Source organism: Dyella telluris (assembly GCF_014297575.1).
In the GTDB taxonomy this organism is placed as follows: domain Bacteria; phylum Pseudomonadota; class Gammaproteobacteria; order Xanthomonadales; family Rhodanobacteraceae; genus Dyella; species Dyella telluris.
The window spans coordinates 2,975,685-2,989,098 of the sequence record NZ_CP060412.1 but is presented as its reverse complement, the minus strand read 5'-3'; the positions used below and the strand labels follow the sequence as shown (position 1 = coordinate 2,989,098).

Genomic DNA, 13,414 nt, shown 5'->3' with positions numbered 1-13,414 from the left:
GATGCTGCGGCTCTATACCCATACCAGTTGCCTGCAGCACGATCCCGGCCCGGACCAGCCCGAATCCCCCGCCCGCCTGCGCGCTGCGCTGCAGGCGCTGGACCATGACCGCTTCGCCGCGCTCGATCGCGTGGAGGCACCGCGTGCCACGCGTGAGCAGTTGCTGCGCGTGCACACGCCGGAACACGTGGATCGCATCCTGGGCACCATGCCGCAGGAAGGCACCGTTCGCCTGGACGAAGACACCCTGATGTCGCCCGGCTCGGCCGAGGCGGCCCTGCGGGCTGCCGGCGCGGTGGTTGCCGCGGTGGATGCCGTCATGGGCGCGCAGGGCGGCAAGGCGTTCTGCGCGGTGCGCCCGCCAGGGCACCACGCCACCCCCGACCGCGCGATGGGCTTCTGCCTGTTCAACAACGTGGCCGTGGGTGCTGCCCATGCCATGGCCGGGCATGGCCTCAAGCGCGTGGCCATCGCCGATTTCGACGTGCACCACGGCAACGGCACGCAGGACATCTTTGCCCGCGAACCGCGCGTGCTGTTCATCTCCAGCCATCAGATGCCGCTGTACCCGGACACGGGCAGCGCGGACGAACACGGCGTGGGCAACATCGTCAACGCCCCCCTGTCGCCCGGCGATGGTTCCTACGAATTCAGGGAATTGTGGGAGGGCGCACTGATTCCCCGGCTGCATGCCTTCCGGCCGCAGCTGGTGTTGATCTCCGCCGGCTTCGACGCCCACCGCAACGATCCGCTGGCCGACCTGCGACTGGGCAGCGAAGACTACGCATGGATCACCCAGCGACTGGTGGACGTGGCCAACGCCCATGCCCAGGGGCGCGTGGTCTCCACCCTGGAAGGCGGCTACAACCTGCTGGCGCTTTCCACCAGCGTGGCTGCCCATGTGGGCGAACTGCTCGAAGGCTGAACTGCTGATTTTCTGATCAGCCACACTGAACCCGGCGGCCGGAGAGGCCTCGGCCAACTGCCGCCGATGGGGCCTTTCTGCTAGTTTTACGAGCCTCCCAGCCGACAGACTGCCAACGTGACGCCCAAGCTCCCTCCGCGCCACCTGCCCCCGCGCCGCCTGCTGGCGGTTGCCGCCGCCCTTGCCCTGTTCGGCAGCCCGGTCGAGGCCCAGTCTGCGCCGGATCAGCCCGTCACGCCGGACCAGCCCAGTCCGACGCCGCCACCCAGCAACAATCCGCCGCCGGCCGTGTCCAACTGCCCGCTGGGCGCCTTCCGCTGCCCGCCGCGCCCGCTGAACTACAGCATGTGCCGTCCCAACGCCATGCTCTCGTTCTACGACCCGACGATGAGCAAGGACAGTTCGGTACGCGATACGTCGAACACCTATGTCACGGCGCAGCGCGTGGATGGCTCGAACCAGACCATCTACCACCTCGAGGGTGACGTGAAGCTGGATCGCGCCGACCAGCGCATCCAGGCCGACACCGCCGACTACAACCAGGACACCACCGACTTCGATGCGCGCGGCAACGTGCGCTACCAGGAATCGGCGCAGCTGGTGTCGTCGGACCACATGCGCGGCAACCAGGACGCGAGCACGTCCATCGCGGACAACGTCGCGTACCAGATGCTCACCAACCGCGGCAACGGCGTGGCGACCCAGGGCCAGATGCTGGACGACCAGCGCAGCCGCTACCTGGGCGCTACCTATTCCACCTGCGATGTGGGCAACCACGTGTGGGAGATTCATGCGAAGGACATCCGCATGGACAAGGAAACCGGCGAGGGCGTGGCGAAAGACGCCACCATGTATCTCTACAACGTGCCGTTCTTCTGGCTGCCGAGCTTCTCGTTCCCGATCAACGATGAGCGCAAGTCGGGCTTCCTTACGCCCTCCGTCGGCAGCTCCAGCCGTTCGGGCTTCACGGTCAGTGCGCCGTACTACCTCAACCTGGCGCCGAACTACGACGCCACGCTCGATCCGCGCATCTATGCCGATCGTGGCGCCATGCTGGCCACCGAGTTCCGCTACCTGGTGCCCGGCAGCCTGGGCCAGGTGAACTTCGAATACATGCCGCACGACGGTGGCGAAAGCGACCCCGATGGCACGGCCAATACCGAGGGCAGGGACCGCTGGCTGCTGAAGTACTACGACCACACGCAGCTTTACGGTCCCTGGTCGCTCAACGTCAGCGTCAACCGCGCGTCCGACCGCAATTACATGCGCGACTTCGGTAACGACCTGTATACCGCATCGATTGGCCAGCTGACGTCGTCGACGTACATCAATGGCGGCGGCAAATGGGGACCGGCCTACTGGAACGCGAGCCTCGGCGCCGACTACTACCAGAACGTCGACTACTCGCTTCCCGATGCCACCGTACAGTACAAGCGTTGGCCCCGCGCGACGTTCAATGTCGACTACCCCATCAACCGCTGGCTGGACGTCGGCGCCAATACCGAGGCCGTGGCGTTCCGCAAGGATGATTTCGTCGAAGGCAATCGACTGGACCTCTACCCGTATGTCCAGGCCAACTTCCAGGGTGCGGCCTGGTTCGTGAAGCCGCGCATCGCCTATCGGTATACCGCGTACGACCTGATCGGCAACTACCAGCAGTACGGTTACAGCAACGGCCTCACCGAATTGCTGCCGACCGGCACGACGTCACCCTATACCAGCGGCTCGCCCTCGCGTTCACTGCCCGTCGTGAGCTTGGACAGCGGCCTGATATTCGACCGCAGCATGTCGCTGTTTGGCACCAGCTATACGCAGACGCTGGAACCGCGCCTGTATTACCTGTACGTGCCGTACCGCAATCAGGACAACATTCCGCTGTTCGACACCACGCTGATGTCGTTCGACACGTGGGAGCTGTTCACGCCCAACACCTATTCGGGCGCAGATCGCCAGATCAACGCAAACAACCTCAGCGCCCTGCTGACTTCGCGACTGCTGGACGACAACGGCGTGGAGCGCGTGTCGGTCGACTTCGGCCAGATCCGCTACTTCACCCAGCAGCGGGTGCAATTGCCCAACAGCGTGAACACGGTGACGCCGCCGACCAACTGGTCCGGCTCCGACTATGTCATCGACCTCACCACCCAGCTCAATGACCGCTGGAAGCTGACCTCGCAGTACCAGTGGAATCCGAACACCAGTCTCACCGACCTCGGAGCCATCGGCCTGCAGATGCGCATCAAGACCGATGGCATCCTGAATTTCTCGTACCGCTACCGCCGCCAGCCGGGCACCGAATTGCCGTGGCTGGAACAATATGACGCTTCCGTGGTCTACCCCGTCTCCGACCGCTGGCGCCTCATCGGCCACTGGACCTACTCGGTGCTCGACAAGAAGACCGTGGAGGCCCTTGCCGGCGTGGAGTACGACAGCTGCTGCGTGGCGCTGCGGCTGGTGGGACGCCACTACGTGAATACCTACGACTACACCACCCAGCTGGGTTCCGCGAACACCGCGGTGATGCTGGAAGTGGAGTTCAAGGGCATGGGCAACTTCACCGGTCAGTCGGAAAACGCCCTGCGCAATGGTATTCTTGGTTATCAATAACTTCCCTGTCGCCCACGGCGATTGAAGGCCCCGGACTGATGAAGCAACCTCTCGCGTTGTTCCTGCTCGCGATCGCTACCGCGACCGCCCTGCCCGCCCATGCCCAGCTGCTGCCCCAGGCAGCGCAGGGCAAGCAGCCGCTTGACCGTATCGTGGCGGTGGTGGACGAAGGGGTGATCCTGCAGAGCGAGCTCAACGAGGCCGTGCGTTCGGTCCAGCAGCAGTACGCCAGCAATCCCGGTCAGCTGCCCCCGATGGACGTGCTGCAGCGCCAGGTGCTGGATCGCCTGATCCTGATGAAGCTGCAGGTGCAGCGCGCCGACGACCAGGGCATCCGCGTGTCCGATGCCGACGTGGACCAGGCCGTGAATGCCGTGGCCCAGCAGAACCACATGACGGCCGAACAATTGCGCGCCGCCGTGGAACATGACGGCAACAGCTTCGCCGCGTTCCGTCGCCAGTTGTCCGACCAGCTCGTGGCCCAGCGCCTGCATGACAGCGTGGTTCGCGACCAGGTGACCATCACCGACAGCGAAATCAACAACATGCTGGCCAGCCCCTCTTACAAGGCGGGCGAAATCCACCTGGCCCACATCCAGGTCAGCCTGCCGGCCGGCGCCACCGCCGCCGACATCAAGACCGCCCAGGACAAGGCCACCCAGGCCATGGACGCCATCAAGGGTGGCATGGACTTCCACGCCGCCGCCATCCGTTACTCGGATGCCCAGGACGCGCTGGAAGGCGGCGACCTCGGCTGGCGCCGCATGGACGAAATTCCGCCGGCCTTTGCCGACGCGGTGGGCACCATGAAGCCCGGCGACGTCTCGCCGGCCATGCGCGGCCCGACCGGCTTCCATATCCTGAAGCTGATCGAACAGCGCCAGCCCAGCCGCCAGGTGGTGCAGGAATTCCACGCCCGCCAGATCCTGATCCGTCCGAGCGAGCTGATGACCCCGGAACAGGCCCATCAGAAGGCAGTGGACCTGTACAACCGCATCGTCACCAAGCACGAAGACTTCGGCAAGCTGGCGAAAGAAAACTCCAAGGACGACACCACCGCCAACAACGGCGGCGACATGGGCTGGTTCATGCAGAACGACTGGGGCACGACCGTTGCCCAGCAGCTGGGTGAGTTGAAGGACGACCAGGTTTCCCAGCCGTTCCAGAGCGAAGCGGGCTGGCACATCATCCAGCGCCTCGGCACCCGCCAGAGCGACCGCACGGACGAGCTGTCGCGCAACCAGGCGCGCCAAGCCATCGGCAACCGCAAGGCGGAGCAGGCGTACGAGGACTACCTGCGCGAAATGCGCTCCAGTGCCTACGTGAACATCCTGGTTCCCGAGCTGCGCGATCCGAACGAGCAGCAGGGCAACAAGTCGTCCTGAGGCCGCTTTGAACATGCAGACCCTGCCCCGTCTGGCCATCACCGCAGGTGAGCCGGCGGGGATCGGTCCCGAGCTGCTAATCCGATTGGCCGCCACTCCGCTGGCGGCCAATTTCGTTGCAGTCACCGATCGCAACCTGCTCCGGCGCGCCGCGGAACGCTGTGGGCTAACCGTCGAACTCGTCGACGATGACGGCGGCGACATCAGCCAGCGTCCGCCAGGCCAGCTGCGCGTGCATCACGTTCCGCTCGGTGCGCCCGAACAACCCGGCACGCCCGACCCGGCCAATGCCCAGCATGTGCTCGCCACCCTCGCCGAGGCAGCGGACGGCTGCATGCAAGGCCGCTATGCCGCCATCGTCACGGCGCCGCTGCAGAAGTCGTCGATCAATGAAGCCGGCATCCGCTTCAGCGGCCACACCGAATTCTTCGCCGAACGCGCCCGTGCCGACGTGGTGATGATGCTGGCGAGCCCCGAACTGCGTGTGACGCTGGCCACCACGCACCTGCCTCTCGCCGCCGTGCCTGCCGCGATTACCGCCGACACACTCACGCGCGTGCTGCGCATCGTCCATCGCGAACTGAAGGCGAAGTTTGGCTTGCCCGAACCGCGCGTCGCTGTGCTTGGTCTCAACCCGCACGCAGGCGAAGGCGGCCACCTCGGGCGCGAGGAACTGGACACCATCATTCCCACGCTGGAAACGCTGCGCGCCGAAGGCATGCATCTGCTGGGCCCGCTGCCCGCCGACACCGCGTTTGTGCCATCGCAGCGCGACCGCTACGACGCGGTGCTGGCCATGTATCACGACCAGGCGCTGCCGGTGCTCAAGAGCGAAGCGTTCGACCGCACGGTGAATCTCACGCTGGGCCTGCCTTTCATCCGCACTTCCGTCGACCACGGCACCGCGCTTGACCTTGCCGGTACGGGTCGCGGTGACCCCGCCAGCCTGATCGCCGCCGCGAACATGGCGCTCGAGCTCGTGGCGCGACGCCGCACGCATTCGCAAGGACACCCATGAACGCCCGCCCCAAGAAAAGCTTCGGCCAGCACTTCCTGCACGAGAAGCGCTATATCGAGCGCATCGTCAGTGCGATCTCGCCGCGCGCGGACGATTTCGTCGTGGAGATCGGCCCCGGCGAAGGCGCGCTGACGCTGCCGCTGCTGGCCGCCGCCGGCAAGCTCACCGCCATCGAGCTCGACACCGACCTGATTCCCGGTCTGCAAGCGCGCGCCGCCAGCGTGGGCGAGCTGAGCATCATCCACTCCGACGTGCTGAAAGTGGATTTCACCGCGCTCGCCCATCGCCATGGTGTGGAACGCCTGCGCATCGCCGGTAACCTGCCGTATTACATCTCCAGCCCCATCCTGTTCCATTGCGTGGAGCACGCGCAGGCCATCCAGGACATGTGCTTCATGCTGCAGAAGGAAGTGGTGGACCGCATGGCCGCCGAGCCCGGCAGCAAGGTCTATGGACGCCTGTCGGTGATGCTGCAGCTGGCCTGCCGCGTCGAGCCGCTTTTTGTCGTGCCGCCGGGGGCCTTCCGGCCGCCGCCGAAGGTGGACTCGGCCGTGGTGCGACTGGTGCCGCTCGCCGCCGACCAACTGCCCGATGCCGACCCGGAGCGCATCCACGCCATCGTGAAAGCGGCTTTCGCACAGCGCCGCAAGACGCTGGGCAACGCGCTCAAGAATGTCATGGACAGCGAGGCCATCATGAGCGCGGACGTGGACCCCAAGGCCCGTGCCGAGACGCTTTCCCCCCAGGACTACGTCCGCCTCGCACGCGTTCCGGCCGCCTGAGTCGGGCGGGTCCGTTCGGTGGACTTCCCCGATTCAGCGAGTCGCCCGCAAGCTTCACCCATGCGGCGCGACAACCCTTACAATCAGGGCATGAATGAACGATCTTCCTACACGATCGACGTGCAGGTCGAACCTCGCTTTGTCCCCGACCAATCCCGTCCCGGCGACAACCGCTACGTTTTCGCCTACACGATCACACTGCACAACGCAGGCGATGTCGCCGCGCGCCTGCTGACCCGCCACTGGATCATCACCGACTCCAATGGCAAGGTCGAAGAGGTCAACGGCGACGGCGTCGTCGGCGAGCAGCCGTGGATCCGTCCCGGCGACGAATACGAGTACACCTCCGGCGCCGTGCTGGAGACATCGGTGGGCGTCATGCAGGGCAGCTATCAGATGGTGGCTGACGACGGCACCCATTTCGAGGCGCTGATCCCGCCGTTCACGCTTTCGATTCCGCGCACCCTGCACTGATGGCTACGTACGCAATCGGTGATGTGCAGGGCTGCCTTCCCGAACTCCAACGCCTCCTCGACAAGATCCGCTTCGACCCCGCGGCCGATCGCCTGTGGTTCTGCGGCGACCTGGTCAATCGTGGTGGACAGTCCCTGCAGACGCTGCGCCTGATCCACAGCCTGCGCGAGCAATCCATCGTCACACTCGGCAACCACGACCTGAGCCTGCTGGCCATCGCGCAGCGACGCCCCGAAGCCCAGTCCAAGGTGAACCCCGAGCTGCGTGAAGTGTTGTTCGCCGACGATGCACCGGTGCTGATGGAGTGGCTGCGCTCGCAGAAACTGCTGCACCACGACGAACAGCTCAACTGGACCATGGTGCACGCTGGCCTGGCCCCCATGTGGACGCTGCGCCAGGCGCAACGCTCCGCGCAGGAAATCGAACGCGAACTCAGCAGCCCGCGCCATCCACGCCTGCTGAAGAACCTGTTTGGCAACCGTCCCGCGGCATGGAGCAGCCGCCTGCAAGGCGTCGAACGCCTGCGCGCCTCGATCAACACGCTCACGCGCATGCGCTACTGCGACGTGCAGGGGCGCATCGACTTCGAGAGCAAGGGTGTCCCCGGCACGCAGAAGCCCGGCATGTACCCGTGGTTCGAAGTGCCGGGCATGCGCCAACGCGGCGCGCGCATCGTGTGCGGTCATTGGTCCGCGCTGGGGCGTTTCGCGGGTATCGGCGTTCATGCGATCGATACGGGTTGCGTGTGGGGCGGGCAGCTCACGGCGCTGCGACTGGATACGGAAGAGCCCCAGTATGTGACGGTGGATGCGGAGCCGTACCGGAAGAAGGTACCGGGAGGGGACTGAGCCCCTTCCAGCGATGGCTTCGTCTCCCGCTCCTTTTGGAGGAGAAGGGCGAACCTTGCCGTACTGGTTCATTCTTTCGGCGTCACCCCTGCGTAGGCAGGGGTCCAGTGACTTTGCGTTGGGTCCTCGCATCAGGCGTTCCCGCGACCTAGCCGCTTACGCAGCGGGCGTTCCGACCTCCTGCCGGAGGCCGGGTCACTTTCTCTTGCTTGCCCAAGAGAAAGTAACCAAAGAGAAAGGCACCCCCATCTCGGCGCTGGCCGATAGAGCCGGCCAGTCCGTGAGGGTCGGCCGGGCTTTTCGACAGGACATCCCTGTCCTGTCGAAAAGGGATCGGCATCCCTGCCGATCCCCCTGCGGGCCTGTCGTCCGCCCCTCACCGCCGCTCAAGGGGTCGGGTAGGTCAAAAGCCAGAGCCAGAGCCGAAGGCTCGTGCAGCTGCGCTGCACATCGCGCCGCATGACGCGGTGGCGTATTGCGTGGAGGCTGGCCTTGTCGGTGGGAGCGAACCCTGTTCGCGACTCGTGCCACTGCACTGCACGTGGAGTCGCTCGCCGCGACGCCGTATCCGGCACGGGCTTTTCTGTAGGAGCGCACCCTGTGCGCGACCACCTGACGGAGCGGTATCGACATGGCGCTGCGGTCGCGCACAAGGTGCGCTCCTACAGGGGTGTCTCGCACCGTGTGAAGTCTGTTTCTCTCTGACCTCAGTGCTCACCCCAGTCCTCTCCCGAACGGGAGAGGACGAGCGACAGGGGATGTTCAATGTGAACACCCTAGTGGCACAGAAGGATGTGCCGCGCGGCGGCACGACGCTCCGCGCTAAGTCCTCAGCGCATTGGCGCGTTGCGAGGCGCTTTGTTGTACCCGTTGTGTAGAGGCGGAGGTTGCCACGCAGCAACGTTCCTCAGCCGTTCGGGCTTATCCCATCGGCATGCTGCCAGCCTTTAAGGCCATTTCTTTGGGTTACTTTTCTTTGGGCCAGCAAAGAAAAGTGACTCGGCCTCCGGCAGGAGGTCGAAACGCCTCCGCGGCGTAAGCGGCAACCTGGCGGAATCGCCACACACCGAAGGCCAGAGCAAAGTCACTGGATGACCCGCCCTTCGGCGGTTGAAAGGCGCCTCCTGCCTTCGCAGGAATGACGATCAAAAGAATGAAGCGGTGGGGCGATAACCGACCACCAAGGCACTGGATGACTCGCTGCGCTCGCCCCTACGGGGTCGCCCTCCGGGCGTTCCGCGACGCCAAGCTAGTCCCGTGGGGCGCGCTTCGCGCTTGTCCGGCCTGCGCCTGAATGACGGCGCCGATGAAACGATGAGGCTAGATTGCCCCTCTCCCCTCTCGCCATCTCCCCGAAGGCAAGAAGGAGCACAACCATGGCCATCCGCTCGCCGCCAGCCACGCACCAAAATGCGCCCCAAAAAAAACCCCGCCGAAGCGGGGTTTCTCCTAACCGTCAGGTCAACTGACCGTGGCAATGCTTGTACTTCTTGCCCGAACCACACGGACAAGGATCATTGCGCCCCACGCGAGGACCATCCTGCTCCGGTGAACCCACCGGCGCGGCCATGCTGCCGGCGGCCACCGCCTCGGCATCGGCGCCCAGTGCCGCCACCGGTGCACCGCCACCGCTGGCGAGCATCTGGCGCTGCAGTCGCTCGGCAAGGCGCTGCTGTTCGGCTTCCATCGCGGCGACTTCTTCCTCGCTGCGAATGCGCACGCGTGCCAGCATCTGCACCACTTCGGCCTTGATGCGATCAAGCATGCTGGAGAACAGTTCGAACGACTCGCGCTTGAACTCCTGCTTCGGCTGCTTCTGCGCGTAACCGCGCAGATAGATACCCTGGCGCAGGTAATCCATGCTCGCCAGGTGTTCCTTCCACGCGTTGTCCACCACGCTCAGCATGATGTGCTTCTCGAGCTGACGCATGGTTTCGGTGCCGATCTGCTGTTCCTTGGTCTTGAACAGTTGATCCACCGCCTCGCGCACGTGCTCGAGCACCATCTTGTCGTCGATCTCGTGCTGCTGCTCGACCCAGGCCTTGAGGCTGAGCGACAGGCCGAACTCGCCTTCCAGCTCGCGGTCGAGTCCAGCAAGATCCCACTGCTCGTCGATGCTGTCGGCCGGCACGTAGCGGTGCACCAGCTGGGTGACCACATCGTCGCGGATGTCGGCAATGGTGTCGGATACGTCATCCACCACCAGCAGCTCGTCGCGCTGGGCGTAGATCACCTTGCGCTGATCGTTGGCCACGTCGTCGAATTCGAGCAGGTGCTTGCGGATGTCGAAGTTGTGCTGTTCGACCTTGCGCTGCGCCTTTTCGATCTGGCGGCTGACCATGCGGTCTTCCAGCGCGTCCTCTTCCTTCATGCCGAACATGCGCATCCAGCGACCGACCCAGTCGCCCGCGAAGATGCGCAGCAGGTTGTCTTCCAGCGACAGGTAGAAGCGCGAGGAACCCGGGTCGCCCTGGCGGCCCGAACGACCACGCAGCTGGTTGTCGATACGACGCGACTCATGGCGCTCGGTGCCCACGATGTGCAGGCCACCCGATGCCAGCACGGTTTCGTGCAGCTTCTTCCACTCGGCCTTGGCCTTGGCGCGATCAGCGTCGGTGGCCGTTTCCGGCAACGCGGCGAGTGCCGCTTCCAGGCTGCCGCCCAGCACGATGTCGGTACCGCGACCAGCCATGTTGGTGGCGATGGTCACCGAGCCCGGCGCACCGGCCTGCGCCACGATCTGCGCTTCGCGCTCGTGCTGCTTGGCGTTCAGCACTTCGTGCGGAATCTTGTCCTTGCGCAGCAGGTCCGACAGCAGCTCGGACACTTCGATGGACGTGGTGCCCACCAGCACCGGCTGGCCGCGCTTGTTGCAGTCCTTGATGTCGTCGATCACAGCGCGGTACTTGGCTTGCTGGCCAAGGAAAACCATGTCGGGGTTGTCCTGGCGGACCATCGGCTTGTGGGTGGGGATCACCACCACTTCCAGGCCATAGATCTGCTGGAATTCGTAGGCTTCCGTATCAGCCGTACCGGTCATGCCGGCCAGCTTCTTGTACATGCGGAAGAGGTTCTGGAAGGTAACGGTGGCCAGCGTCTGGTTCTCGCGCTGGATCGGCACGCCTTCCTTCGCTTCCACCGCCTGGTGCAGGCCATCGGACCAGCGACGACCCGGCAGCGTACGGCCGGTGAATTCGTCCACGATCACCACTTCGCCGTCGCGCACGATGTAGTCGACGTCGCGATGGTAGATGGCGTTGGCGCGCAGCGCGGCATTGAGGTGATGCACCACGGCCAGGTTCTTGGAGTCGTACAGGCCACTGTCTGCGTCGATGACACCTGCCTGGCGCAGCAGTTCGTCAGCGTGCGACATGCCCTCTTCGGACAGGTGCACCTGCTTCTGCTTCTCGTCGACCCAGTAGTCGCCGCTGCCGTCTTCCTTCTCCTGGCGGATCATCTTCGGGACGATCTTGTTCACCGCGATGTACAGCTGCGGGGAATCTTCCGCCGGGCCGGAAATGATCAGCGGCGTGCGCGCTTCGTCGATCAGGATGGAGTCGACTTCGTCGACGATGGCGTAGTGCAGGCCGCGCTGGTAGCGCTGGTCCTTGCTGAGCGCCATGTTGTCGCGCAGGTAGTCGAAACCGAATTCGTTGTTGGTGCCGTAGGTAATGTCGGCGGCATAGGCGGCATGCTTGTCGGCATGGTCCATGCCCGGCCACACCACGCCCGTGGTCAGTCCGAGGAAGCTGTACAGCTTGCCCATCTGCGCCGAGTCGCGGCGAGCCAGGTAGTCGTTCACGGTGACCACGTGCACGCCCTTGTCTTCCAGGGCATTGAGGTACACCGGCAGCGTACCGACCAGGGTCTTGCCTTCGCCCGTGCGCATTTCGGCGATGCGGCCGGAATGCAGCACCATGCCGCCGATCATCTGCACGTCGTAATGGCGCATGCCCAGCACGCGCTTGGCGCCTTCGCGCACCACGGCAAAGGCTTCCGGCAGGATCTTGTCCAGCGATTCGCCAGCAGCGACACGCTGCTTGAACTCGTCGGTCTTGGCGCGCAGCGCGTCGTCGCTCAGCTTCTCGAATTCGGGTTCAAGCGCGTTGATGCGCGCGACATTCTTGGAGAGCTGGCGCAGCACGCGTTCATTGCGGCTACCGAAAAGGCTCGTCAGGGCACGGTTGAGCATCGATCTTCCGGATCAGGATTCGTGAACCGCCTGCCCCGGCGGACCCGGGCAGGACGAAAGGATTGATGATACTAGGGTCGGCGGGCTATCCCAAACGCCGCGCCGTCGCAGTCTTCGACTGCCGCCGCGACTTCCGCGCCGTGCCGGGGCGCATACCCCGGACTCCCCCGATCATCGTCCCGATCATGGAGTGGCGGCGTATCCAAACGCTTTCAAGGGCGCCGCCAGCCGCCCCGAAGCCCCGCTCAGCGGTGGTTTTTCACAAAAGCCAGCGGATTGACCACGCGGCCCTTGTACCAGACCTCGAAATGGACGTGCGAGCCGGTGGAGCGCCCCGTGGAGCCGGCCTCGGAGACCACGTCGCCCACGTGCACGCGCTGGCCCGGACGGACCTCCAGCTTGCTGTTGTGGGCGTAGCGGGTCATGTAGCCGTTGCCATGGTCGATCTCGATGACCTCACCGTAGCCGGTGCGATCGCCCGCATAGGTGACCATGCCTTCGGCCACGGCGTGGACCGGCGTGCCCTTGGGCGTCGAGATGTCCAGACCGGTGTGGTAGGCGCTGTGACCACTGAACGGGTCCGGGCGGCCACCGAAATAGGAGGAGATATAGCCGTCAACCGGCATCCCGGTGGGCTTGAGATTGGATTCGATCTTGGCGTCCAGCAGCAGACTCTGCAGCGCCTGGAGCTGGGCCTGCTGGCTGTCGAACTGATCGGCCAGCTGGTTGATGCTGGTATCCAGGTTCTGCGGCAGCGAATAGCCGCTGTCGGTGGCATCTTCCACGCCGCCGACGGCCGGCTGTTCATCAAAGTTGAACTCGCCATCGTCGAGCTTGCCGACCCGGGTCAGGCGGTCACCGAGCGCGTTGAGACGGGTGGACTGCGCCTGCAGCTGACCCAGCTTCACGGCCAGCGCATCCACGTCGCGCTGGGCATCCTTGCGCACGCCGACCAGCTGTTCGTTCTGCTGCTGCACCTGCTGGCGCAGGCGGCGGATCTCGGCCAGCGCCCGGTCGTGCGGGTTGGCCACGACCATGGCCACCGCGCCGCCCAGGCCCGCGCATCCCAGGATCGCCGCTGCTGCAGCACCCATAAGGCGCCAGCGCAATCGCCGGTCCGCGAGATTCCAGGTTTTCGGCACCTTTTTGGTGCGGGACACAAGTATGATTTGCATGTTGTTCT

General features: G+C 64.9%; 9 protein-coding genes. 7 read left to right on the top strand and 2 right to left on the bottom strand.

The features are described from left to right. The first annotated feature begins 1 nt into the window (after position 1). From H8F01_RS13215 to H8F01_RS13185, 7 genes are all read left to right on the top strand, one after another. Complete coding sequence (locus tag H8F01_RS13215; protein ID WP_187055566.1) at positions 2-925, top strand: histone deacetylase family protein; 924 nt, start codon at positions 2-4, stop codon at positions 923-925. A 117-nt stretch (positions 926-1,042) separates the two neighbouring features. Next, positions 1,043-3,532, top strand: a complete 2,490-nt coding sequence (locus H8F01_RS13210; protein WP_187055565.1) for an LPS-assembly protein LptD — start codon at positions 1,043-1,045, stop codon at positions 3,530-3,532. Between the two features lie 38 nt (positions 3,533-3,570). Continuing rightward, entirely contained in the window at positions 3,571-4,917 is a 1,347-nt protein-coding gene (locus H8F01_RS13205; protein ID WP_187055564.1) for a peptidylprolyl isomerase, read from the top strand. Between the two features lie 13 nt (positions 4,918-4,930). Further along, complete coding sequence (gene pdxA, locus H8F01_RS13200) at positions 4,931-5,935, top strand: 4-hydroxythreonine-4-phosphate dehydrogenase PdxA (protein ID WP_187055563.1); 1,005 nt, start codon at positions 4,931-4,933, stop codon at positions 5,933-5,935. Continuing rightward, entirely contained in the window at positions 5,932-6,717 is a 786-nt protein-coding gene (rsmA, locus tag H8F01_RS13195) for a 16S rRNA (adenine(1518)-N(6)/adenine(1519)-N(6))-dimethyltransferase RsmA (RefSeq protein ID WP_187055562.1), read from the top strand. The genes pdxA and rsmA overlap by 4 nt, the downstream gene beginning before the upstream one ends. Positions 6,718-6,807: 90 nt before the next feature. Then, on the top strand, positions 6,808-7,191 hold the full coding sequence (gene apaG / locus H8F01_RS13190) for a Co2+/Mg2+ efflux protein ApaG (RefSeq protein WP_187059285.1): 384 nt from the start codon (positions 6,808-6,810) through the stop codon (positions 7,189-7,191). Beyond that, positions 7,191-8,039, top strand: a complete 849-nt coding sequence (locus H8F01_RS13185; RefSeq protein WP_187055561.1) for a symmetrical bis(5'-nucleosyl)-tetraphosphatase — start codon at positions 7,191-7,193, stop codon at positions 8,037-8,039. The genes apaG and H8F01_RS13185 overlap by 1 nt, the downstream gene beginning before the upstream one ends. Positions 8,040-9,495: 1,456 nt before the next feature. Here H8F01_RS13185 and secA read toward each other — a convergent pair. Both secA and H8F01_RS13175 read right to left on the bottom strand, forming a co-directional pair. Further along, complete coding sequence (secA, locus tag H8F01_RS13180; RefSeq protein WP_187055560.1) at positions 9,496-12,231, bottom strand: preprotein translocase subunit SecA; 2,736 nt, start codon at positions 12,229-12,231, stop codon at positions 9,496-9,498. 245 nt (positions 12,232-12,476) lie between these two features. Continuing rightward, positions 12,477-13,406: a M23 family metallopeptidase gene (locus H8F01_RS13175; RefSeq protein ID WP_187055559.1), complete on the bottom strand. Its 930-nt coding sequence runs from the start codon at positions 13,404-13,406 to the stop codon at positions 12,477-12,479. Positions 13,407-13,414 lie beyond the last annotated feature (8 nt).

Coding starts and splice junctions, on each gene's coding strand:
- H8F01_RS13215 (WP_187055566.1), top strand. CDS start 2: ATGCTGCGGCTCTATACCCATACCAGTTGCCTGCAGCACGATCCCGGC.
- H8F01_RS13205 (WP_187055564.1), top strand. CDS start 3,571: ATGAAGCAACCTCTCGCGTTGTTCCTGCTCGCGATCGCTACCGCGACC.
- pdxA (WP_187055563.1), top strand. CDS start 4,931: ATGCAGACCCTGCCCCGTCTGGCCATCACCGCAGGTGAGCCGGCGGGG.
- rsmA (WP_187055562.1), top strand. CDS start 5,932: ATGAACGCCCGCCCCAAGAAAAGCTTCGGCCAGCACTTCCTGCACGAG.
- apaG (WP_187059285.1), top strand. CDS start 6,808: ATGAATGAACGATCTTCCTACACGATCGACGTGCAGGTCGAACCTCGC.
- H8F01_RS13185 (WP_187055561.1), top strand. CDS start 7,191: ATGGCTACGTACGCAATCGGTGATGTGCAGGGCTGCCTTCCCGAACTC.
- secA (WP_187055560.1), bottom strand. CDS start 12,231: ATGCTCAACCGTGCCCTGACGAGCCTTTTCGGTAGCCGCAATGAACGC.
- H8F01_RS13175 (WP_187055559.1), bottom strand. CDS start 13,406: ATGCAAATCATACTTGTGTCCCGCACCAAAAAGGTGCCGAAAACCTGG.